The organism is Kitasatospora sp. NPDC036934, from assembly GCF_055608425.1.
This window is the reverse complement of sequence record NZ_JBVJQR010000008.1, coordinates 1-22,264: the sequence shown is the minus strand read 5'-3', so window position 1 is coordinate 22,264 and position 22,264 is coordinate 1. Positions and strand designations below refer to the sequence as shown.

General features: G+C 72.2%; 19 protein-coding genes. 7 read left to right on the top strand and 12 right to left on the bottom strand.

The window, feature by feature from the left end; all coding sequences use genetic code 11:
* Positions 1-73: 73 nt before the first annotated feature.
* Positions 74-961, bottom strand: coding sequence for a dihydrodipicolinate synthase family protein (locus tag ACZ7BZ_RS13760; protein ID WP_470358483.1), 888 nt, complete (start codon positions 959-961; stop codon positions 74-76).
* A 72-nt stretch (positions 962-1,033) separates the two neighbouring features.
* On the opposite strand from ACZ7BZ_RS13760, the gene ACZ7BZ_RS13755 reads away from it, so the two are divergent.
* Positions 1,034-1,921, top strand: coding sequence for a LysR family transcriptional regulator (locus tag ACZ7BZ_RS13755; protein ID WP_470358482.1), 888 nt, complete (start codon positions 1,034-1,036; stop codon positions 1,919-1,921).
* Between the two features lie 57 nt (positions 1,922-1,978).
* On the opposite strand, the gene dnaE is transcribed toward ACZ7BZ_RS13755, so the two are convergent.
* From dnaE to ACZ7BZ_RS13735, 4 genes are all read right to left on the bottom strand, one after another.
* Positions 1,979-5,512, bottom strand: a complete 3,534-nt coding sequence (gene dnaE, locus ACZ7BZ_RS13750; RefSeq protein ID WP_380462015.1) for a DNA polymerase III subunit alpha — start codon at positions 5,510-5,512, stop codon at positions 1,979-1,981.
* Between the two features lie 182 nt (positions 5,513-5,694).
* A complete protein-coding gene (locus tag ACZ7BZ_RS13745; protein WP_470358481.1) occupies positions 5,695-6,639 on the bottom strand; it encodes a hypothetical protein in 945 nt (314 codons plus the stop codon).
* 134 nt (positions 6,640-6,773) lie between these two features.
* A complete protein-coding gene (locus tag ACZ7BZ_RS13740; RefSeq protein ID WP_470358480.1) occupies positions 6,774-7,241 on the bottom strand; it encodes a nucleoside deaminase in 468 nt (155 codons plus the stop codon).
* Positions 7,238-8,053: an LLM class flavin-dependent oxidoreductase gene (locus tag ACZ7BZ_RS13735; protein ID WP_470358479.1), complete on the bottom strand. Its 816-nt coding sequence runs from the start codon at positions 8,051-8,053 to the stop codon at positions 7,238-7,240. Before ACZ7BZ_RS13735 ends, ACZ7BZ_RS13740 begins: the two co-directional genes overlap by 4 nt.
* 93 nt (positions 8,054-8,146) lie before the next feature.
* Between ACZ7BZ_RS13735 and ACZ7BZ_RS13730 the strand changes: the two genes are divergently transcribed.
* Positions 8,147-8,593 carry an Lrp/AsnC family transcriptional regulator gene (locus tag ACZ7BZ_RS13730; RefSeq protein WP_465747487.1) on the top strand — a complete coding sequence of 149 codons (447 nt, stop codon included), beginning with the start codon at positions 8,147-8,149 and terminating at the stop codon, positions 8,591-8,593.
* Positions 8,594-8,673: 80 nt separating this feature from the next.
* Here the strand turns inward: ACZ7BZ_RS13730 and ACZ7BZ_RS13725 are convergent, their stop codons facing one another.
* Positions 8,674-9,252 carry a dienelactone hydrolase family protein gene (locus tag ACZ7BZ_RS13725; protein ID WP_470358478.1) on the bottom strand — a complete coding sequence of 193 codons (579 nt, stop codon included), beginning with the start codon at positions 9,250-9,252 and terminating at the stop codon, positions 8,674-8,676.
* 42 nt (positions 9,253-9,294) lie between these two features.
* Here ACZ7BZ_RS13725 and ACZ7BZ_RS13720 point away from each other — a divergent pair, with 42 nt between their 5' ends.
* The 3 genes from ACZ7BZ_RS13720 (at position 9,295) to ACZ7BZ_RS13710 (ending at position 10,505) form a co-directional block, all read left to right on the top strand.
* Entirely contained in the window at positions 9,295-9,438 is a 144-nt protein-coding gene (locus ACZ7BZ_RS13720; protein ID WP_470358477.1) for a hypothetical protein, read from the top strand.
* 2 nt (positions 9,439-9,440) lie between these two features.
* The gene (locus ACZ7BZ_RS13715) at positions 9,441-9,611 is read left to right on the top strand and encodes a hypothetical protein (RefSeq protein WP_470358476.1); all 171 of its coding nucleotides are present in this window, start codon (positions 9,441-9,443) and stop codon (positions 9,609-9,611) included.
* A gap of 252 nt (positions 9,612-9,863) precedes the next feature.
* The gene (locus ACZ7BZ_RS13710) at positions 9,864-10,505 is read left to right on the top strand and encodes a TetR family transcriptional regulator (RefSeq protein WP_470358475.1); all 642 of its coding nucleotides are present in this window, start codon (positions 9,864-9,866) and stop codon (positions 10,503-10,505) included.
* A 36-nt stretch (positions 10,506-10,541) separates the two neighbouring features.
* On the opposite strand, the gene ACZ7BZ_RS13705 is transcribed toward ACZ7BZ_RS13710, so the two are convergent.
* Both ACZ7BZ_RS13705 and ACZ7BZ_RS13700 read right to left on the bottom strand, forming a co-directional pair.
* A complete protein-coding gene (locus ACZ7BZ_RS13705) occupies positions 10,542-11,426 on the bottom strand; it encodes an ABC transporter permease (RefSeq protein WP_470358764.1) in 885 nt (294 codons plus the stop codon).
* A gap of 11 nt (positions 11,427-11,437) precedes the next feature.
* Positions 11,438-14,263: an alpha/beta fold hydrolase gene (locus ACZ7BZ_RS13700; protein ID WP_470358474.1), complete on the bottom strand. Its 2,826-nt coding sequence runs from the start codon at positions 14,261-14,263 to the stop codon at positions 11,438-11,440.
* A gap of 128 nt (positions 14,264-14,391) precedes the next feature.
* On the opposite strand from ACZ7BZ_RS13700, the gene ACZ7BZ_RS13695 reads away from it, so the two are divergent.
* On the top strand, positions 14,392-15,411 hold the full coding sequence (locus ACZ7BZ_RS13695; RefSeq protein ID WP_470358473.1) for a mechanosensitive ion channel family protein: 1,020 nt from the start codon (positions 14,392-14,394) through the stop codon (positions 15,409-15,411).
* Between the two features lie 114 nt (positions 15,412-15,525).
* Here ACZ7BZ_RS13695 and ACZ7BZ_RS13690 read toward each other — a convergent pair whose 3' ends face one another.
* From ACZ7BZ_RS13690 to ACZ7BZ_RS13675, 4 genes are all read right to left on the bottom strand, one after another.
* Positions 15,526-15,987 carry a GNAT family N-acetyltransferase gene (locus ACZ7BZ_RS13690; RefSeq protein WP_470358472.1) on the bottom strand — a complete coding sequence of 154 codons (462 nt, stop codon included), beginning with the start codon at positions 15,985-15,987 and terminating at the stop codon, positions 15,526-15,528.
* Between the two features lies 1 nt (position 15,988).
* The gene (locus ACZ7BZ_RS13685) at positions 15,989-16,927 is read right to left on the bottom strand and encodes an RluA family pseudouridine synthase (RefSeq protein WP_380462005.1); all 939 of its coding nucleotides are present in this window, start codon (positions 16,925-16,927) and stop codon (positions 15,989-15,991) included.
* 79 nt (positions 16,928-17,006) lie between these two features.
* Complete coding sequence (lspA, locus tag ACZ7BZ_RS13680; RefSeq protein WP_380462004.1) at positions 17,007-17,621, bottom strand: signal peptidase II; 615 nt, start codon at positions 17,619-17,621, stop codon at positions 17,007-17,009.
* A gap of 222 nt (positions 17,622-17,843) precedes the next feature.
* Positions 17,844-18,311: a TraR/DksA family transcriptional regulator gene (locus ACZ7BZ_RS13675; RefSeq protein ID WP_470358471.1), complete on the bottom strand. Its 468-nt coding sequence runs from the start codon at positions 18,309-18,311 to the stop codon at positions 17,844-17,846.
* 629 nt (positions 18,312-18,940) lie between these two features.
* Here ACZ7BZ_RS13675 and ileS point away from each other — a divergent pair.
* Positions 18,941-22,069 carry an isoleucine--tRNA ligase gene (ileS, locus tag ACZ7BZ_RS13670; protein WP_470358470.1) on the top strand — a complete coding sequence of 1,043 codons (3,129 nt, stop codon included), beginning with the start codon at positions 18,941-18,943 and terminating at the stop codon, positions 22,067-22,069.
* The last annotated feature ends 195 nt before the right edge of the window (positions 22,070-22,264 follow it).

Genomic DNA, 22,264 nt, shown 5'->3' with positions numbered 1-22,264 from the left:
CTACAGCCGCACTCTGCCCATCATGCCTTGTCACGGGCATCGCACGACCTGGTATTCCACGGTATGAGAGCGCTTAGTGGTCCAGACCATTGGCGAGGGCCAGCGCGGCCGCGACCTCGGCCTCCCCGGCGGGCAGCAGCGGCAGCCGCACGTCCGGGGTGGGGATCCGGCCCTGGGCGTGCAGCACGCCCTTGGTCACCGTCGGGTTCGGCGCGGTGAACGCGGACAGCGCCAGCGCGGTCAACCGGTGCCCGAGCCCCCGGGCCCGCTCGACGTCCCCGGCCCGCCAGGCCTCGTACAGCTCGACGAAGCGGCCGGTCGCCAGGTGCGCGGAGGCGAGGATGCCGCCGGCCGCGCCGATCGCCAGCATCGGCGCCAGGAAGGCGTCCTCCCCGGTCAGCACCGCGAAGCCGGCCGGGGTGTCGGCGAGCAGTTCGGCGGCCGTCTGGTCCAGCCCGCCGGTCGCGTACTTGACGCCCACCACGCCCTCGATCGCGGCCAGTTCGCGCAGCGCGGCGGTGGAGAGCTGCTGCCCGGTGCGGTACGGGATGTGGTAGACGACCAGCGGCAGCGGGCTGGCCGCGGCCAGCGCCCGGAAGTGCGCGACCGTCCCGGCCTCGCCGGCCCGGACGAAGGCCGGGGTGGTGACCAGCGCCGCCGCCCGCGGCACCCGCGCGCCGAGCGCGGCGAGCGCCTCGCCGACGGCCCGGGTGTCGCCGCCGGAGGCCCCGACCATCAGCTGCGCCCCGCGCGCGGCGCAGGCGGACGCCGTCACGTCGATCACCGCGTCCCGCTCCTCGGCGGTCAGCGCGGCGGGCTCGCCGGTGGTACCGAGCGCGACCAGGCCGGCCGCCCCGGCGTCCAGGACCTCGTGCGCGAGCTTCTCCAGCGCGTCGAGGGCGACGGAGCCGTCGGCGGCGAAGGGGGTGATCAGGGGGACGTGGATGCCCTTGAGTTCCATACCGACGATCCTGCGGCCCGTCGACACCCCAGGTCCAGTTCACATTTCCGACGCTTCTCGTAAGCTGGGCCGATGCTCGACGTCCGACGCCTGCGCCTGCTGCGCGAACTCGCCCACCTCGGCACCATCGCGGCCGTCGCCGAGGCGCTGTCCTTCAGCCCCTCGGCGGTGTCCCAGCAACTGTCCGTCCTGGAGAAGGAGGCCGGCGTCCCGCTGCTGGAGCGCACCGGGCGGCGGGTCAGCCTCACCCCGGCGGGGCTGGGCCTGGTCCGCCACGCCGAGGCCGTACTCGCCCTGCTGGAGCAGGCGGGCGCCGAACTCGCCCACGCCAAGCGGGGGTTGGCCGGGCCCCTGCGGATCGGCACCTACCCCTCGGCGGCCCGCGCGATCATCCCGGCGGTGCTCGCCGGCCTCGCCGCCTGGCACCCGGGACTGGAGCCGATGGTCACCGAGGTGGATCCGGCCGCCGTCGGCGCGGCGCTGCGCGCGGGCGAGCTGGACGTGGCGCTGGTCCACGAGTACGACCTCGTCCCGACCGATCCGGAGCCGGGGCTCGCGGTCACCCACCCGGTCTTCACCGAGCCGATGTACCTGGCCGCCCGCACCGCGGGGACGGTCGCCGAGCAGAGCGGCGCGCCGTGGATCATGTCCCCGCCCGGCACGCTCTGCCACACCATGGCCGTCCGCGCCTGCGAGGCGGCGGGCTTCGCCCCGCGGATCCGGCACCAGATCGACGACTTCACCACGGTGCTCTCGCTGGTAGCCGCGGGCCAGGGCGTGGCGCTGGTCCCCCACCTGGGCACCGCCGGGCCGCCGCCCGGCGTGGTCCTCACCAGGCTGCCGATGTACCGCCGCACCCGCGCCGCGTTCCGGGCCGGCGCGGGCTCCCACCCGGCCATCTCGGCCTTCGTCTCGGCCCTGCACACGGCCGTCCCGCCGGGGCTGGGCGGCGGGGCCTGAACGCGCGGGCGGGGCCGGGGTGTGCACCCCGGCCCCGCCCGCGCGCCGCTGACCCCGCTAACCCGCCAGGCAGCTCGGCCCGAGCAGCTGCTTGAGGTCCCCGAACAGCGCCGGGTCCGACTTCACCCGGTGCCGGTCCAGCCGCAGCACCGTGGTCTTGGTGCGGCCCTCCAGCCGCACCCGCACCTCGGTGGTGCCCTTGTGGTGGGTCAGCACCTCGCTGAGCCGGGCGATCAGCGGCGGGGTGACCTTGGCGGTCGGGATGTTGATCACGATCGGCGCCTCGGCGTGCGCGTTCGACAGGTCCGGGATGGACAGCTCCATGCCCATCAGCCGCGGCACGTCCTCCCGCTTGTCCAGCTTGCCGCGCACGAACACCACGGCGTCCTCGACGAGTTGGGAGGAGACCAGCTGGTAGCTCGCCGGGAAGAACATGCAGTCGATCGAGCCCGCCAGGTCCTCGACGGTGGCGATCGCCCAGGCGTTGCCCTGCTTGGTCATCTTCCGCTGGAGGCCCGAGATGATGCCGCCGATGGTGACGATGGTGCCGTCCGGCCGCTCCGCGAGGTCCGCCACCGCGCAGTCCGACTTGTCGGCGAGCACGTGCTCGATGCCGTGCAGCGGGTGGGAGGAGACGTACAGGCCGAGCATCTCCCGCTCCTGGGTGAGCAGGAAGGACTTCTCCCACTCCTCCTCGGAGAACACCACGTCCAGCCCGAAGCTGGGCTCCTCCGAGGTGGCGTCGCCGCCGAAGAGGTCGAACTGCCCCTCGGCCTCCTTGCGCTTCACCCCGACGACGTTGTCGATCATCGGCTCGAACTGCGCGCTCAGGCCCTTGCGGGTGTGCCCGAGCGAGTCGAACGCCCCTGCCTTGATCAGCGATTCGACGGTCCGCTTGTTGCAGACCACCGACTCCACCTTCTCCAGGAAGTCCGGGAAGGAGGCGAACTTCCCCTTCGCCTTCCGGGTGCGGATCATCGACTCGACCACCGGCCCGCCGACGTTGCGGATGGCGGTCAGGCCGAACCGGACGGTCTCGCTGCCGTGCGGCGTGAAGTCCGAGTCCGACTCGTTGACGTCCGGCGGCAGCACCTGGATGCCCATCTTGCGGCACTCGTTGAGGTAGACCGCCGACTTGTCCTTGTCGTCCTTGACGGAGGTCAGCAGGCCGGACATGTACTCGGCCGGGTAGTTGGCCTTGAGGTACGCCGTCCAGTACGAGACCAGCCCGTACCCGGCGGTGTGCGCCTTGTTGAACGCGTAGCCGGAGAAGGGGACGAGGACGTCCCACACCGCCTGGATGGCCGCGTCGGAGTAGCCGCGCTCGCGGCAGCCCTTCTGGAAGGGCACGAACTCCGCCTCCAGGATCTCCTTCTTCTTCTTGCCCATCGCGCGGCGCAGCAGGTCGGCCTGGCCGAGCGAGTAGCCGGCCAGGATCTGCGCGGCCTTCTGCACCTGCTCCTGGTAGACGATCAGGCCGTAGGTGGGCCGGAGCACCTCCTCCAGGGGCTCCTCCAGCTCCGGGTGGATCGGGGTGATCTCCTGCTGCCCGTTCTTGCGCAGCGCGTAGTTGGTGTGCGAGTTGACGCCCATCGGACCCGGCCGGTACAGCGCCAGGACTGCGGAGATGTCCTCGAAGTTATCGGGCTTCATCAGGCGCAGCAGCGAGCGCATCGGCCCGCCGTCGAGCTGGAAGACGCCGAGCGTGTCGCCGCGGGCGAGGAGTTCGTAGGTGGGCTTGTCGTCGAGCGGCAGATCAAGCAGGTTGATCTTGACGCCCTTGTTCTTCTCGATCGCCTTGACGGCGTCGTCCATGATCGTCAGGTTGCGCAGACCGAGGAAGTCCATCTTGAGGAGGCCGAGGCCCTCGCAAGTGGGGTAGTCGAACTGCGTGATGGTGACGCCGTCGGTGTGCCGGGTCCAGACCGGGATGTGGTCGGTCAGCGGCTCGGAGGACATGATGACGCCGGCCGCGTGCACCCCGGGCTGGCGGATCAGGCCCTCGATGCCGCGCGCGGTGTCGATCACCTTCCGCACGTCCGGGTCGTTCTCGTACAGCGCGCGGATCTCGCCCGCCTCGCCGTAGCGCGGGTGGCTGCTGTCCGTGATGCCGGACAGCGGGATGCCCTTGCCCATGACGTCCGGCGGCATCGCCTTGGTGATCCGGTCGCCCATCGCGTACGGGTAGCCGAGGACGCGCGAGGAGTCCTTGATGGCGGCCTTCGCCTTGATGGTGCCGTAGGTGACGATCATGGCGACCTTGTCGGACCCCCACTTCTCCGTCACGTACCGGATCACGTCCCCGCGCCGGCGCTCGTCGAAGTCGATGTCGACATCGGGCATCGAGATGCGCTCGGGGTTGAGGAAGCGCTCGAAGATCAGTCCGTGCGGGATGGGGTCGAGGTCGGTGATGCCCATCGCGTAGGCGACCAGCGAACCGGCCGCCGAACCACGGCCCGGGCCCACCGCGATGCCCTGGCTCTTCGCCCACATGATGAAGTCGGCGACCACCAGGAAGTACGCCGGGAACCCCATCTGGATGATGGTGTCCATCTCGTACTCGGCGAGCTTCTTGTGTTCCTCGTCGTACCCGCCCGGGAAGCGCCAGTCCATGCCCTCCCAGACCTTGGACTTGAAGAAGTCCGCCTCGGACTCGAAGCCCTCCGGGATCGGGAACCGGGGCATCAGGTTCTTGAACTTGAACATGCCCTCGGTGTCGACCCGGGAGGCGACCAGCAGCTGGCTGTTGCGGCAGCCCTCCTGCCAGGCGTCCGAGGAGTCCAGCGCGTACATCTCGGCGGCCGACTTGATGTAGTAGCCGGTGCCGTCGAAGCGGAAGCGGTCCGGGTCCGAGAGGTTCTTGCCGGTCTGCACGCAGAGCAGCAGGTCGTGGGCGCCGGCGTCGGCCTCGGTGGTGTAGTGCGAGTCGTTGGTGACCACCGGGGGGATGTTCAGCTTCCTGCTGATCTCCAGCAGCCCGTCCCGGACACGCTTCTCGATGTCCAGGCCGTGGTCCATCAACTCCAGGAAGTAGTTCTCCCTGCCGAAGATCTCCTGGTAGTCGGCGGCGGACTTCAGCGCCTCGTCGAACTGGCCGAGCCGCAGCCGGGTCTGCACCTCGCCGGACGGGCAGCCGGTGGTGGCCATCAGCCCGCCGGACAGCTCGGAGATCAGCTCCTTGTCCATCCGGGGCCACTTCACCAGCCAGCCCTCGGAGTACGAGCGCGAGGTCAGCTTGAAGAGGTTGTGCAGGCCCTCCTTGTTCCGGGCCCAGATGGTCTTGTGGGTGTACGCGCCGGACGCCGAGACGTCGTCCCGCTTCTGGTGCGGCTGGCCCCACAGGATGCGCTTGGTGTTCGACCGGGACTCGGGGGCGACGTACGCCTCGATCCCGATCACCGGGGTGATCCCGGCATCGGTCGCCTGCCGGTGGAACTCGGCGGCGCCGTACATGTTCCCGTGGTCGGTCATCGCGACGTGGGTCTGCCCCAGCCGCTCGACCTCCTTGAACATCTGCTTCAGCCGGGCGGCACCGTCCAGCATCGAGTACTCGGTGTGGACGTGCAGATGCGCGAACGGCTGGTCGCTCAAGGCGGGGCCTCCGGAGGCTCTGGTGCTGTTCTGGTGGGCCGGCGAACGCGCGGGTCACAGGGGGAGGAGCCCCGGAAATGGATGTGGCCCGGAACACCTCTCGGGGTCCGGACCATCACTCACGCGTTCACGCGTCCACTCTAGCCCCCTTCGAACAGCTCCCCCACGTCTCCGGAGGGGCCTCAGCTCAGCCCGGCGAGTCGCTCCTCGGCGGCGTTCCGGACCTCCGGCACCTCGATCGGATCGTCCCGCAGGTACGCCAGCCGGGCCCGCACGTGCGGTGCGTCGGGGGCGTGCTCGACCCCCAGCAGCCGGACGTCCGCCTCGCAGTCCCAGAGCGACTCCGTGTACGCCTCGGGCATGCCCGCCGACCCGGCCGCCGCCAGCGCCTCCAGGTACGCGGCCCGCTCGTACGAGTGCGGGGTGTACAGCCAGAACCGCCGCAGCAGCGAGACCGCACCGGCCGCCCCCGGCCCGAACCGCGCCAGCCCCCGCGCCAGCTGCATCGGCCCGCACCAGGTCCGGTCCACCCAGTCCCGCTCCAGCTCCGCGACCAGTGCCGGAACGTCCCGCTCCTCCCCGTGCCCGGCCGACCGCCCCGGCAGCGCGCCGCTCGCCGCCTCGGCCATCGGGTCGGGCCGTTCGGCCTCCCGTACCGGTCCCGGCGGTTCGCGCCGGCCCGAGCCACGGTCCCGGTCCCGGTCCCGGACAGCCTCCAGGTCGCCCCACCACTCCCGCGGCCAGGCATCCGCCACCGACTCCAGGACGTCGGCCCGGTGCTCGCCCTCCCGGATGTACGCCCGCAGCGCCTCCCGGGCCTCGACCGAGCCGCTGAGCGCCAGCAGCGCGAGCACCCCCGCGGCCCGCTCACACGCCTCCTCGCCCCCGGCCAGCACCTCGACCACCGGTCCGAGCGGCAGCTCCAGGTCCCGGACCAGCCGCGCCAGGTACAGGTGCCGCTCGTCGGTGTTCGAGTCCCAGCGCCACTCCCACCGGATGCAGCCGTACACCAGCTCGGCGGCCGAGGCGGGATCCTCCGCCGCCATCAGCGCGCCCAGCCCCCGCCCGCGCTGCAACATCCCGGGCAGTGTCCCCGCCGGTGCGTACTCGTGTCGCCGCTCTGCCATGCGCCCCATCGTGCCCCACCCCCGACCCCCGGCCGCGGCGGGGGACGCCCGAGCACGCCCCCTCGGCGGCGCCGCCGACCGATCAGCAGCACGACCAACCGGTGTCCCCCGCCAACTCGACTACACCAAGTCCTTCATGACGAGGCATCAGCTACCCTCTCGTCCCGCCCCCGGTGGTAGTACACCTCGATCGGCACCCGCGCCTCCTCGAACAGCGCCGGCCCGTCCTCCGCCACCACCGGCCATGCCCCCGACTCCGGGTTGAGCTCGACCAGTTGCTCGGTCGCGAGCGCGTACACGACCCGCCCGATCCCCGACCGGACCAGCGCCCCCGCGCACATCCCGCAGGGCTGGCAGCTGGTGTACATGGTCGTGAGCGCGGCGGTCTCCTCGTCCAGGACCCGGGCCGCCCAGCGGGCCAGCTTCAGTTCCGGGTGGGCCGTGATGTCGTCGTCGCGCCGGACGGTGTTGTGCGCTCCGGCCAGCACCGCCCCGTCGGGCCCGGCCAGCAGCGAACCGTACGGGGCGTCGCCCAGCTCCACGGCCCGCGCCGCGATCCCGATCGCCTGCCGCAGCAGTGCCTCGTCCGCAGGGGTGATCATGACGTCTTCCTCCACTCCTCGGCCACGGCCGTCAGGGTTCGCCACGCGGTCTCGGGGTGGCGGGTCTCGTCCGGGTCGGCCTGGTACGGGTCCAGTACCACGGCCTCGGCGCCGAGTCCGCGCAGTTCCCGCAGGTCGGCGATGACCTGCTCCAGGCTGCCGACCCCGGCGGGCCGTTCCGGGTCGTCCAGCGGCCGGTCGGTCAGCCGCAGCGCGATCCGCGGCGCGAACCCGGGCAGCGCGTGTTGCTCCAGCACCGACCGCATCTTCGCCAGGGTCAGTCGCAGCGGGTGCCAGGCGTCACCGTGCTCGATCGCCCGTCGGATCGCGGCCCCGCTGTGGCCGCCGACCCACACCGGGGCGGCGGCACCCTCCCCCTGCTGCGCCCAGGCCTCCCGCACCGCCCGCAGGTACTCGCCCGTCAGCCGCCCCCGCGCGCCGAACGGCACTCCCAGCGCCTCGAACTCCTGCCGCGCCCAGCCGGCCCCGACACCGAGGACGAACCGCCCGCCGCTGAGCCGCTGCAGGGTGCCGGCCATCCGCGCCACCAGCAGCGGGTTCCGGTACGGCAGCACCAGCACGGTGGTGCCCAGTCGCAGCCGCCCGTCACTCACCCCGGCCAGCCAGGAGAGGGTGGCGAAGGGGTCGTAGAAGGGTTCGGGGTAGCGCTCGGAGACGTCCGCCGTCACGGCGACGTGGTCCGACACCATCAGCAGGTCGAACCCGAGGCCCTCCACCACCCACGCCCAGTCGCGCAGCATGCCGGGGTCCGTCCCGGGTCCGAAGTTCGGTACGTTGACGCCAAATTGCATGCCACGAGGCTATTCCCGGGCAGATTCCGCACGGAACCCGAAGCTCCCGGCAGAACCCTCTCCCGGCCGCGAATCACCCGGTAATATCGCCGGATGGCCGCGAACCTCGACGACACCGACTGGGCGATCATCGACCAGCTCCAGCAGGAGGCCCGGATCTCGCTCAGCGAGCTGGGCCGCCGGGTCAACCTCAGCCCGTCCGCCACCACCGAGCGGGTGCGGAACCTGGAGTCGCTGGGCGTCATCACCGGCTACCACGCCACCGTCGACCTGGCCAAGGTCGGCTACCCGGTGCTCGCCGTGGTCCGCCTGAAGTACCCGGGCAACCGCCACCAGCCGCTGCACCTGATGCTCGCCCAGCGCCGCGAGATCCTGGAGTGCCTGCGCACCACCGGCGACGACTGCTACACCCTCAAGGTGGCCGCGACCTCCATGGAGCACCTGGAGACCCTGATGGACTCGCTCGCCGGCTTCGGCAGCACCACCACCAGCGTCGTCTACAGCCAGACCCTCCCCCGCCGCGGCCCGGCCCGCCCGTGACGGGCCGGCCGGGCCCCCGGTGACCGGCGGGGACGAGATCCGCCGGACCAGCCAGGCCAGGGCCGAGGTCCGGACGGCGCCTAACCGTCCAGGTCGGCGAGGAAGTCCAGCGCCGCCGCCCAGGCCTGCTCGGCGGCGTCCGCGTCGTAGTCGTCCAGGTCCGGGTCGGTGAACAGGTGGCCGGCGCCCGGGTAGCGGTGCACCTCGACCTCCGCACCGGCCCGCCGCATCCGCAGGTACCAGGCGTTCAGCCAGTCCTCCGGCTCGTACGGGTCCGGCTCCGCCATGTGCAGCTGCACCGGGATCGCGGTTGCCGCGTCCTCCCGCAGGTCGGAGGTGCCGTGCAGGAGCAGCAGCCCGCGGGCCTTCTCGTCGGCCAGCGCCAGGTTCTGCGCGATGGCGCCGCCGAGCGAGAACCCGGCGTACACCAGCCCGCCCTCGGAGTGCGGGGCGGAGGCGACCACTGCGCGCCGCAGCAGTTCGTCCCCGCCGCCGATCTCCTCCTGGTAGGTCTGCGAGGCCTCGTTGTCATCGAAGGTGCGCCCCTCGAAGAGGTCCGGGGTGTGCACGGTGTGCCCGGCGGCGCGCAGCCGGTCGGCGGCGGCCCGGACGGCCGGGTGCAGGCCGCGGGCGGAGTGGAAGAGGACGATCTGGGCCACGGTTCGGGGTCCTTCGGCGAACGAGATCAGGGATACCCATCCATGATCCCGCACCCGCCCCGGGAGGCGGTGGCAGTCCTGCTCCTCGCCGCCCTGCTGGCGGGCGCCGGCCAGGGGACGGGCCGGCTCGGCTGCTCAACGCCGGCATCCCGCCGCAGCGCCTCGCCGAGGCCGACGCCGCACTGAACGTGGGCGGCTACCTCCTGGCCGGCCTGCTCCCCGTCTCGGCCGGCTACCTCAGCGACGCGGTGGGCCCGACCGGCGGCGCGACGATCTTCGGCACCGTCCTCCTGGCCCCGGCCGTCGTCGGCGGCCCGGTGGTCCTGGCCGCCGGACGCGAGGTGACCGACCCGGCCTGACGGTCCACCGGCGCGCGGGGGCGGTGCACCGTGGTGGTGCACCGCCCCCGCGCGCCGTTCCACACCCTCCCGCGCCGCTCCGCTCCGTTCTGCGCCGTTCACATGTTCGTAAGATTCCTTCCTTTAGGAATGTTTCTTGACCTCGATCCGACGGGCAAGGACAAGCACACTCCCTCCACCAACGTAAGCCTTGCAACAACATTCCATCCCGATGGTATGTATGAGCTGTCGTCAACCACGGAGGGCAGGAACATGGCAAAGCAGGAGCGGGCGCGCCGCACCCGGGAGAAGGTCCTGACGGCCGCGGCCGAGATCTTCGCCGCCCAGGGCTACGAGAGCACCACCCTGAACACGGTGGCCGATCGCATCGGCATGACCAAGGGCGCGCTCTACGGCCACTTCCCCTCGAAGGGCTCCCTGGCCCGCGCCCTGATCGACGAGTCCCGGACGGTCTGGACCAGCGTGCACGCCGAGTACGACACCCCGGGAGCCGACGCCGCCGAGGTGCTCCGGGGCGTCGTGGTGGGCTTCGCCGACCGGCTGCGGTCGGACGTCCGGCTGCGGGCCGCCCTCCGGCTGGCGGCGGACTGCCCCAACCTGGCCCAGGCCCCCGCCGACGTCCTCGCCGACATGCACGTCGCCCTGACCGACCTGGTCCGCCGGGCCCAGCGCGACAGCGGCTTCCCCGACCACTGCCCGCCCCTGGTCGCCGAGCTGCTGCTGATCGTGCTCCGGGGGCTGCTGAACACCCGCACCGAGTGCGACGGCGGCACCCGCGCCCCCGGCGGGGAACCGCTGTGGCGGCTCCTCTTCACGGCCCTGTCCGGCAGCACCGCCCTGCCCGGCAACCCCGCCCCGACCGGAGGCCCCGCCCCGGGCCCCGCCCACCCTTGAGCCCCCGCCCCGACGCCCGGGCCTGCCCCCACCCCGCTACGACACCACGTCCTTGCGCGCGAACCCGCGGAAGGCCAGCGCCAACAGCACCACCGCGTACGACAGCGACAACGAGACCCCCTGCAGCATGCCGCCCCACTCCAGCTGCGGCTGCAGGGCGTCCGCCCAGGCGTACTGCCAGTGCGCCGGCAGCCACTCCCGCAGGTCCCCCAGCGCGGTGACGGCGTCCAGCACCCCGGTGATGATCGACAGGAACACCGCCCCGCCGACCGCCCCCAGCGGCGCGTCCGTGGCCGTCGACAGCCAGAACGCCAGCGCGGCGATCACCAGTTCGCTCAGGAACACGAAGGCCACCGCGATCGCGATCCGGGGCAGCGCCTCCCCGGCCGGCAGGCTGGCCCCGGCGGGCAGCTTGAGGTCCCCCCAGCCGTACGCCACCGTGCCCACGACCAGCCCGATCGCGGGCAGCATGACGACCGCGACCGCCGAGAACGCCAGCCCGACCACGAACTTGCGGGCCAGCAACCGGGCCCGCGGCACCGGCGCGGCCAGCAGGTAGCGCAGCGAGGACCAGCTGGCCTCCGAGGCCACGGTGTCCCCGCAGAACAGGGCGACGGGGATCACCAGCATGAAGCCGGTGCCCACGAACAGCATGGTGACGGCGAAGTTGGCGCCCGAGGCGGTGGCCAGGTCGATGAAGGTGGTCCGGTCCGGGCGCCCGGGGGTGCCGCCGATCTGGAACGCCGCCAGGATGACGAACGGCATGGCGGCCAGCACCGCGCCGATCGCCAGGGTGCGCCGCCGGCGCAGCTGCCGGATCGCCTCCACCCGAAGCGGCAGGGTCCGGCTCGCCCGGTACCCCACCGCATGGTCCCCCGAGGCACGGTCGCCCCGGCCGGCGTCCGTGCTGTCACTCGTCACCCTGGCAGCGCTCACGCCGCACCTCCGATCAACGACAGGAACGCGTCCTCCAGGCGCCGCTGCGGTCCGGCGCTCTCCACCGGCACCCCCAACCGCACCAGCTCCGCCAGCAGTTCGCTCGCCGGCAGCCCGTCCAGCCGGACCAGCAGCCCGCCCTCGACCGCCTCCGCCGAGCCGACCCCGGCCAGTGCGCCGATCTTCTCGACGACCGGCTCCGGGTCGTAGGACGCGGCCACCCCGATCATCAGCAGCTCACCACCGCCGACGATCTCGCCGACCGGCCCGGCCGTCACCAGCTGCCCGCGGTCCATCACCACCAGATCCGTACAGCTCTGCTCGACCTCGGCCAACAGGTGGCTGGAGACGATGACGGTCCGGCCGGCGGCCGCGTACCGGATCATCACCTCGCGCATCTCGCGGATCTGCGGCGGATCCAGCCCGTTGGTCGGCTCGTCCAGGATCAGCAGGTCCGGCATCCCGAGCATCGCCTGGGCGATGGCGAGCCGCTGCCGCATGCCCTGCGAGTACGTCCGCACCGCGCGGTCCAGCGCCTCGCCCAGCCCGGCGATCGCGAGCGCCTCGTCGAAGCGCGCGTCGGCCTCCGGGCGCCCGGTGGCCTTCCAGTACAGCCGCAGGTTGGCGCGTCCGGTGAGGTGCGGCAGGAAGCCCGCGCCCTCGACGAACGCCCCGACCCGCGAGAGCACCGGCGCCCCGGGGCGGATCAGGTGCCCGAAGACCCGGATCTCCCCGGCGTCCGGCCGGATCAGGCCCATCAGCATGCGCAGCGTGGTGGTCTTCCCGGCCCCGTTCGGCCCGAGCAGGCCGAGCACCTGGCCCCGCTCCACCCGGAAGCCCAACTCCCTTACGGCATAACGGTCCTGAGAGCCCTTGTAGCGCTTGCTCAGCCCGCTGATCCGCAGCGGCACCCCGGCCAGCGCCGGATCGAACTCGGGCCCCGAGGGCCCCGACGGCCCGGAGAGCCCCGCCGGCCCACCCGCCGCAGCCCCCCGCCGCAGCCGCCGCCGCAGCCACGGCAGCAGCACCACCCCGGCGGCCACCAGCACGGCGCCCACCGGCAGCATCCAGGTCCGCGCGGGCAGCGGCGCCGCCTCCGTGACCAGCTCGTCGACGGTCGGCGCGGTGAGTGCCCCGGCCACCGCCACCCGGTAGGTGGCCGGGTCGGCCGGCGAGGCGTACGCCAGATCGGTGGAGGCCAGCACCAGCCGCAGCCGGTGCCCGGCCGGGAAGTCATGGTCCACGGCGGGCAGCCGGACGGTCACCGTCTGCCCCGCGTCGGCGCCGGTGACCCGCAGCGGCGCCGCGAGCTGCTGCGGCAGCACCGCCTTGCCGTCCGGCCCGACGTCGTACAGCTTCGCGAACAGCACCGCGTCCGGCCGGTCCGCCGTCACCCGTACCGGTACCGTCGGCTGCCCGGTGAGGTGCAGCGGCTTGTCCAGCGGCACCGACTCGAAGGCGGCGTTCTGCCCGGGGAAGTCCAGCGAGAGCCCGGCCCCGAGCGAGGCCGCCTGGCTCAGCGCACCGATCCCGGGCAGCGTGGAGATCCCCGGCGGCGCCCCGCCGGGCGGATTGGCGAGGGCCTGCTCCCGGCCGGTCAGCTCGACGGACCGGGTCGCGGTCCCCCCGAGCCCGGGGTAGCGGTCGGCGTCCGCGCCGCGCAGCACGGCCTGGAAGCCGGTCGAGTCCACGCCGCCGGTCCGGGTCACCCGGAACTGCGGCCCGGTGTCGTTCCCGCGCCCCCTCAAGTAGTGGTCGAACCAGGCGGTGACCCGGTCGTCCACCCGGGCGCTGGTGTCCGTCCCGCCGTCGTGCCCGCCGGCGAACCAGTCCACCGAGACGGGCGCGCCGTTGGCCGCGACCGCCTGGGCGATCCGGTCGCCCTGGTCGAGCGGGAACAGCGAGTCCTGTTGGCCCTGCACCACCAGGGTGGGCGCCTTGAGCTGCGCCGCCACCGAGGACGGGCTCGACCTGTCCAGCAGCGCGACGGCCTCCGGGTCGGCGTGCCCGGCGGTGGCGACCCGGTCGTACATCTGGCAGAGCGAGTCCAGGAACCGCCCGCAGCCGACCTGCCCGTCCGTCGGGGCGCCGTCCGGCTTGGTCCCGTTGCGCGGCGCACCGCCCGAGGGCCCGAGGTCCCCCGCCGAGCCGGTGGTGAAGAAGATCCCGGCCCACAGCTTCTTGAACACGCCGTCGGCCGCGCCCGAGCCCTGCACCCCCTGCGGGAACAGCGCGTCGGCCAGGTTCCACCAGGTGATCTGGGTGGCCACCGCGTCGATCCGGTGGTCGTACGCCGAGGCCAGCAGCGAGATCGCCCCGCCGTACGAGGCGCCGGTGATGCCGACCCGGGGGTCGCCGGGGCCGTCGAGCTGCACCTCGGGCCGCTGGGCCAGCCAGTCCACCAGGTGCTTGACGTCCTCGACCTCCCGGTCCGGCGCGTTCAGCCCGATCTTCCCGCCCGAGTGTCCGAAGCCTCGCGCCGACCAGGTCAGCACCGCGTAGCCCTGCCGGGCCAGCTGCTGGGCGCGGTCCCGCTCGCCCTCCTTGGAGCCGCCGAAGCCGTGCGCGAGCAGCACGGCCGGGCGCGGGCCGGTGCCGGCGGTGAAGAACGAGGTGTCCAGCTGGACCTGCTGGGTGCTGCCAGGCGTCTCCGGCAAGCTGAGGAAACGATCCTCTTGATGGACCGCCTGCTCACCGTCGGACGCCACCGCCACCGTGCCGACCCCGGCCACCGCCACCAGGGCCACCGCCCCGGCTACCAGCCTGCGCCGTACCGACGTACCCCGGCCGCGCCATCGACGCCATGCCCCACCGAACTCCATGGGGGCAGATCGTATCCGCCGCACGAGTAGGTGTCCGATAAAGCCGCCACCCCTTTTCACCCGTTTCAGGACACTGAGCGCCAGTATCGTACGGGTCACCCGCCTCTCCCGCCCCGAGAAGGTCCCCCGTGCTCTGGCCGCTGATCACCCTGCTCGCCACCGTCGCCGTCACCCTCGCGATCGGCTGGATCGTCGACCAGGCCCTCCAGCGGATCAGCGCCGACCACCCCGGGGCACCGGTCTGGGCACTGCTCCGCCGCTGCCGGATCCCGCTCCAACTCGCCATCGCGTCAGCCCTGTTGCTCGCCATCGACCCGCTCAAGCGGATCTTCCACCTGGCCGACGACGAGGGCGCCCACCACCTGCTCCTACTGCTCCTGCTCGCCTCCCTCGGCTGGCTCACCGTCCGCGTGGTGGCCGCCGCCCTGGAGGCACTGCTCCGCCGCTACGAGACGGCCACCGACGACCCGGCCCGGGTGCAGCGGGTACGCACCCAGGTCAGCATGCTGCGCCGGGTGGTCAGCGCGGTGATCGTCGTGGTCACCGCCGCCGTGATGCTGCTGACCTTCTCCGCGATGCGCACCGTCGGCGCCAGCCTGCTCGCCTCGGCCGGCCTGATCGGCATCGTGGCCGGCATCGCCGCCCAGAGCACCCTGGGCAACTTCTTCGCCGGCCTCCAGATCGCCTTCGGCGACACCGTCCGGATCGGCGACACCGTGGTGATGGACGGCCAGCAGGGCACCGTCGAGGAGATCACCCTCTCCTACCTGGTGGTCCGGCTCTGGGACTACCGCCGACTGATCGTCCCGGTCTCCTACTTCGTCAACAAGCCCTTCGAGAACTGGACCCGCCGCGATCCCGGCCTGCTCGCCGCCGTCCTGCTCCACCTCGACCACACCACCCGGGTCGACGACCTCCGCGCCACCCTGCACACCCTGCTGGAACAGCACCCCCGCTGGGACGGCGACGAATGGGCGCTCAACGTCACCGACACCACCCCCAGCACCATCGTCGTCCGCGCCACGATGACCGCCCGCACCCCCGACGACGCCGCCCAACTCCGCTTCGACATCCGCGAACAGCTCATCGCCCGCCTCCGCGACGAGCACCCCCAAGCCCTCCCCCGCCTCCGCACCACCGACACCTGAGCCCGCACCCCTGCCCCTCCCCCTCAAACAAAGGTCCCCGCGCCCCGAAAGGGCGCGGGGAACTGCGCGAAGCGGAAGGCCGAGACCCGCACACCCGCCCCGACCTGCAAAGCCCTACAAAACCCTCGTCATCGTCCGATGCGGAATCCCGGCATCGTCATACGCCGGCCCCTCCGCCACGTACCCCAGCCGCTCGTAGAACCCGAGCGCCCGCACCTGTGCGTGCAGCTCGACCTCGACGCCCCCGCGCTCGCGCCCCGCCTCCTCGATCGCCCGAACCAGCTCGACCCCGAGCCCGGTCCCCCGGGCCGCCGCGACGACCGCGAGCCGCCCGAGCAGCACGCGTCCCTCGACGCCCCCGGTCAGCTCCAGCGCCTGGTCGCCGAAGATCAGCCGCCCGGTCCCGAGCCCCGCACCGTCCGCGCCCACGGCCAGCACGTGCACCGAGGTCGCGTCGTACTCGTCGTACTCCAGCTCCTCCGGCACGTTCTGCTCGACGACGAACACCTCACGCCGGACGGCCCGCGCCAGCTCCAGGTCCGCTTCGCTCTCGGCGATCCGCACGGAGACGGTCATCTCAGCTCTCCGAGGCGATGATGTCGAGGGCCTTCTGCAGGTCCGCCGGGTACTCGCTGCTGAACTCGACCCACTGCCCGTCCGCCGGGTGCTCGAAGCCGAGCGAGACGGCGTGCAGCCACTGCCGGGTGAGCCCGAGCCGCTTGGCGAGCGTCGGGTCGGCGCCGTACGTCAGGTCGCCGACGCAGGGGTGCCGCAGCGCGGACATGTGGACGCGGATCTGGTGGGTGCGGCCGGTCTCCAGCTTGATGGCCATCAGGGAGGCCGCCCGGTACGCCTCGATCAGGTCGTAGTGGGTGACGGACGGCTTGCCGTCGCGGGTCACCGCCCACTTCCAGTCCGAGCTGGGGTGCCGCCCGATCGGCGCGTCGACGGTGCCGCTCAGCGGGTCCGGGTGGCCCTGGACCAGCGTGTGGTAGCGCTTGTCGGTGATCCGGTCGTGGAACTGCCGCTTGAGGTCGGTGTAGGCCCGCTCGGACTTGGCGACGACCATCAGGCCCGAGGTGCCGACGTCCAGCCGGTGCACGATGCCCTGCCGCTCGGCCGCGCCGGAGGTGGAGATCCGGTAGCCGGCCGCGGCGAGCCCGCCGATGACGGTGGTTCCGGTCCAGCCGGGGCTCGGGTGTGCGGCGACGCCGACCGGCTTGTCGATCAGGACGATGTCGTCGTCGTCGTGGACGATCCGCATGCCCTCGACCGGCTCGGCCACGATCTGCACCGGGGCGGCGGGGGCGGGGATCTCGACCTCCAGCCAGGAGCCGGCGGTCACCCGGTCCGACTTGCCGGCCACGGCGCCGTCGAGCGTCACCTTGCCCTCGGCGGCCAGTTCGGCGGCCTTGGTCCGGGAGAAGCCGAACATCCGGGCGAGGGCGGCGTCGAGGCGCTCGCCCTCCAGGCCGTCGGGAACGGGGAGGCTTCGGATCTGCGCTGCGGTACTCACCCGTACGAGTATGCCGGAAACGCGCGGTGCCCCTTCCCCCGCCGGGAGCCGCACTGCTCCCGGCGGAGGACGGAGCGCACTACTTGTCGCCCTTCTCCGCCTGCTGGTGCACGGTCCCGTCCGGGTTGCTGCCGCGGAACGAGAGCAGCACCACGAGGATGCCGCCGCAGACGATCGCCGAGTCGGCGAGGTTGAACACCGCGAAGTGCTGGACCGAGATGAAGTCCACGACGTGGCCGCGGAAGACACCGGGCGCGCGGAACAGCCGGTCGGTGAGGTTGCCGAGGGCACCGCCGAGCAGCAGCCCGAGCGCGATAGCCCACGGGAGGCTGTACAGCCGGCGGGCGATCCGCCAGATCACCACGATGACGGCCGAGGCGATCATGGTGAAGACGACGGTCAGCGCCTGCCCCATGCCGAAGGCGGCGCCGGAGTTGCGGATCACCTGGAAGGTGACGATGTCACCGATCACCTTGATCGCCGCGTGGTTCTCCAGTCGGGCGACGACGAGCAGCTTGCTGGCGAGGTCGATCAGGAACGCGAGGACGGCGACGACCAGCAGTACCCCGACCCGCCGCCGGCCCTTCGGCTCGTCCAGCGCCGTGGCCCCGCCCCCGGCGACCGCCTCGTCCGCGTTCCCGTTCTCCGCGGAGCCCGCCCCGGAGGGCCCGGTGGGCTCGGTGGGTTCGGCCACAACCGCCTCCGCGCCATCGGCGGGGTTCGGGACGGCGTCGTCCCGGGTCTGAGGGGAACCTTGCGTACTGATGATCCGCTCCGCTGCCGATGTGAGCCGGTGAGGGCCTGAACGCGTCCGTACCGACGAGTCAGGCGACGTTACGGGGTCGAGCGTACGGCAAGCCCGACCCCCCAGGTCGCCCCGGTCGCCCAACCGAGCCGCCCGGTCAAGCGCTCCGCGTCAGCGGCGTTCCTGCTTGGCCTTGCACTGCACACAGAGCGTGGCCCGGGGGAAGGCCTGCATCCGGGCCTTGCCGATGGCCTGTCCGCAGGACTCGCAGGTGCCGAAGCCGACTCCCTCCAGCCGCCCCAGGGCGCGCTCGGTCTGGGCGAGGCTGTCCCGGGCGTTGTTGGCGAGGGCCAGTTCGCTCTCCCGCGAGATGTTCTTCGTACCGGCGTCCACCTGGTCGTCGCCGGCTCCGTCGTTGGAGTCGCGCATCAGGCCGGCGATGGCGGCGTCGGCCGCGTCGATCTCGCCGCGCAGCCGTTCCAGGTCGGCGATCAGCTCGTCGTGCAGTTCGTGGACCTCTTCCGAGGTCCAGGCGTCCTCGCCCGGCCGGACCGGCAGCGTGGCCGGGTCGACCGACTCGGCTCCGCGCGGCACGGTGACGGTGTCGGTACTGGTGTTCTGAGGTGCGGTAGTGGTCACGGTCCCCTCCCCTGGATCGGCCGCCACGGCCTTGCGTGCCCGCTTGGTGGCGGTACCCGCGCTGGTTGCCTTCTCAGCCATGGCTTCGACCCCATCTACGAACGAATCGAGCCGCCGGTTCCCGGCGGCTTCCAGTGCCGGAACGATAATCCCGATCAAAACCGGTCACAACATGACATACCGGCGCCTCGTGATGATCCCACCCAGGCAGCCGCCCCAAGCGCCACGCCCCACGCGCTGAGAGACTTGTGCCCACCTCACCCCTGCCTAACCGCCCCCGCCGACCAGCCCGGATCGGCCTCCCCCGAAACCGTTTGGACAAACCGTCTCGCCCGGCCGATACACTTGCCCTGCAAGGCGCAGATGGGACGAGTACCGACGTACGCAGCCACCAGCGACCCGGGGACGGTGCGAGCCCGGGGGTGTGCACGACGGGAAGATCACCCCGGAGCCGCCGGAAGAACGGCCACCGCCCAGCCCACGGCGGCCCACTAGACCCGGCAGCAAGCCCAAACAAGAGGGCCGCAGCGCAGTACGGCGGCCAAGGAGGGTGGTACCGCGGGGCGGCCAGGCCGTCTCGTCCCTCCGGAGGATCCAGTCCCAGCATCCGCCGGAGGTAGACGCCCGCGATGAATTCCTACAACCCCGTCCCCGCACAGGTCGATCTCCCCGCCCTCGAACACCAGATCCTCTCCTTCTGGCAGGACAACAAGGTGTTCCAGCGCAGCCTGGAGCAGTCCGAGGGCCGCCCCGAGTGGGTGTTCTACGAGGGCCCGCCGACCGCCAACGGCATGCCCGGTGCCCACCACATCGAGGCCCGCGTCTTCAAGGACGTCTTCCCCCGGTACCGGACGATGAAGGGCTACCACGTCGCCCGCAAGGCCGGCTGGGACTGCCACGGCCTCCCGGTCGAGCTGGCCGTCGAGAAGGAGCTGGGCTTCTCCGGCAAGCAGGACATCGAGGCGTACGGCATCGCCGAGTTCAACGCCAAGTGCCGCGACTCGGTGACCCGCCACACCGACGCCTTCGCCGAGCTGACCACCCGCATGGGCTACTGGGTCGACCTCGACGAGGCCTACCGCACGATGGACCCGTCGTACGTCCAGTCCGTCTGGTGGTCGCTCAAGCAGATCTTCGACAAGGGCCTGCTGGTCCAGGACCACCGGGTCGCCCCCTGGTGCCCGCGCTGCGGCACCGGCCTGTCCGACCATGAGCTGGCCCAGGGCTACGAGACCGTGGTCGACCCCTCGGTGTTCGTCCGCTTCCCGCTGACCAGCGGCCCGCTGGCCGGTCGGGCCGCCCTGCTGGTCTGGACCACCACCCCGTGGACGCTGGTCTCCAACACCGCCGCCGCCGTCCACCCGGAGGTCACCTACGTGGTGGCCACCGACGGCAACGAGCAACTGGTCGTGGCCGAGCCGCTGCTGGCCAAGGCTCTCGGCGAGGGCTGGGAGAGCACCGGCGAGTCCTTCACCGGTGCCGAGATGGAGCGCTGGGCCTACCGCCGCCCCTTCGACCTGGTCGAGATCGAGAACGCCCACTACGTCCTCAACGCCGACTACGTCACCACCGAGGACGGCACCGGCATCGTCCACCAGTCCCCCGCCTTCGGCGCGGACGACCTCGCGACCTGCCGCAAGTACGGCCTCCCGGTGGTCAACCCGGTGCTCGCCGACGGCACCTTCGCCCCCGAGGTCCCGCTGGTCGGCGGCCAGTTCTTCAAGAAGGCCGACGAGGCCCTGGTCGCGGACCTCAAGGAGCGCGGCCTGCTCTTCCGCCACCTGCCGTACGAGCACAGCTACCCGCACTGCTGGCGCTGCCACACCGCGCTGCTCTACTACGCGCAGCCGTCCTGGTACATCCGGACCACCGCCGTCAAGGACGCGCTGATCCGCGAGAACGAGGCCACCAACTGGTTCCCGGAGACGGTCAAGCACGGCCGCTTCGGCGACTGGCTGAACAACAACATCGACTGGGCGCTCAGCCGCAACCGCTACTGGGGCACCCCGCTGCCGATCTGGCGCTGCGAGGAGGGCCACCTCACCTGCGTCGGCTCGCTGGCCGAACTCAGCGAACTCACCGGCACCGACCAGAGCGGCCTGGACCCGCACCGCCCGTACATCGACGCGGTCACGTTCGCCTGCCGTGACTGCGGCGGCGCCGCCACCCGCGTGCCCGAGGTCATCGACGCCTGGTACGACTCGGGCTCGATGCCCTTCGCCCAGTACGGCTACCCGTACCAGAACAAGGAGCTGTTCGAGAAGCGCTACCCGGCGCAGTTCATCTCCGAGGCGATCGACCAGACCCGCGGCTGGTTCTACACGCTGATGGCCGTCGGCACCCTGGTGTTCGACAAGAACAGCTACGAGAACGTCGTCTGCCTGGGCCACATCCTGGCCGAGGACGGCCGCAAGATGTCCAAGCACCTGGGCAACATCCTGCAGCCGATCCCGCTGATGGACCAGCACGGCGCGGACGCCGTCCGCTGGTTCATGGCGGCCGGCGGCTCGCCCTGGTCGGCCCGCCGGGTCGGCCACGGCACCATCCAGGAGGTGGTCCGCAAGACCCTCCTCACCTACTGGAACACCGTCGCCTTCCAGGCCCTGTACGCCCGCACCTCGAACTGGGCGCCCTCCGCGACCGACCCGGCCCCGGCCGACCGCCCGCAGCTGGACCGCTGGGTGCTCTCCGAGCTGAACACCCTGGTCCGCGAGGTCGACTCGGCCTTCGAGGCCTACGACACCCAGCGCGCCGGCAAGCTGCTCTCCGGTTTCGTCGACGACCTCTCCAACTGGTACGTCCGCCGCGGCCGCCGCCGCTTCTGGCAGGGCGACGCCGCCGCGCTCGCCACCTTGCACGAGGCACTGGAGACCGTCACCCGCCTGATGGCTCCGCTCACCCCGTTCATCACCGAACGGGTCTGGCAGGACCTCATCGTCCCCACCGACCCCCAGGCCCCGGCCTCCGTGCACCTGGCCACCTGGCCCGAGGCCGACGAGACGCTGATCGACACCGAGCTCTCCCGGCACATGGCGCTGGTCCGCCGCCTGGTCGAGCTGGGCCGGGCCACCCGCGCCGAGTCCGGCGTGAAGACCCGCCAGCCGCTGTCCCGCGCACTGGTCGCCGCCCAGGGCTGGGAGGAGCTGCCCGCCGACCTGCGCGCGCAGATCGCCGAGGAGCTCAACGTCGCCACCCTCGAATCCCTCGCCGAGGTCGGCGGCTCCCTCGTCGACACCACCGCCAAGGCCAACTTCCGCGCGCTGGGCAAGCGTTTCGGCAAGGGCGTGCAGGACGTCGCCAAGGCGGTCGCCGCCGCGGACGCCGCCCAGCTCGCCGCCGACCTGCGCGCCTCCGGCGAGACCGGCGTCGAACTCAACGGCGAGACGATCACCCTCTCCCCCGACGAGGTGATCATCACCGAGACCCCGCGCGAGGGCTGGGCCGTCGCCAACGAGTCCGGCGCCACCGTCGCCCTCGACCTGGCCATCACCCCGGAGCTGAAGCGCCTCGGCGTCGCCCGCGACGCCATCCGCCAGATCCAGGAAGCCCGCAAGAACTCCGGCCTGGACGTCGCCGACCGCATCGTCCTCCGCTGGCGCGCCACCTCGGAGGACACCGCCGAGGCCATCGCCGAACACGGCCCCCTGGTCGCCGAAGAGGTCCTCGCCACCGACTTCGCCGCCGGCGCAGCCGACTGGGAGTCCACCACCTTCACCGACGAATCCCTCGGCCTCGCCTTCCAACTCCGCAAGGCCTGACCCACCCCGAAGCCGCCGTCACCCCCAAGGTGCCGGCGGCTTCGCCACACCCACCCCCAACACCCCCCACCCCGCACCAACCCGCACCCACCCCCACCTCCCCCCTCACCCGCCCCAGGCGAGAGGGACGCGCTGCGGAAGGGGGCGGTGGAGGGGGTGGGTGCGGAGAGGGGCGTGACGGGTGATTTTCAGACC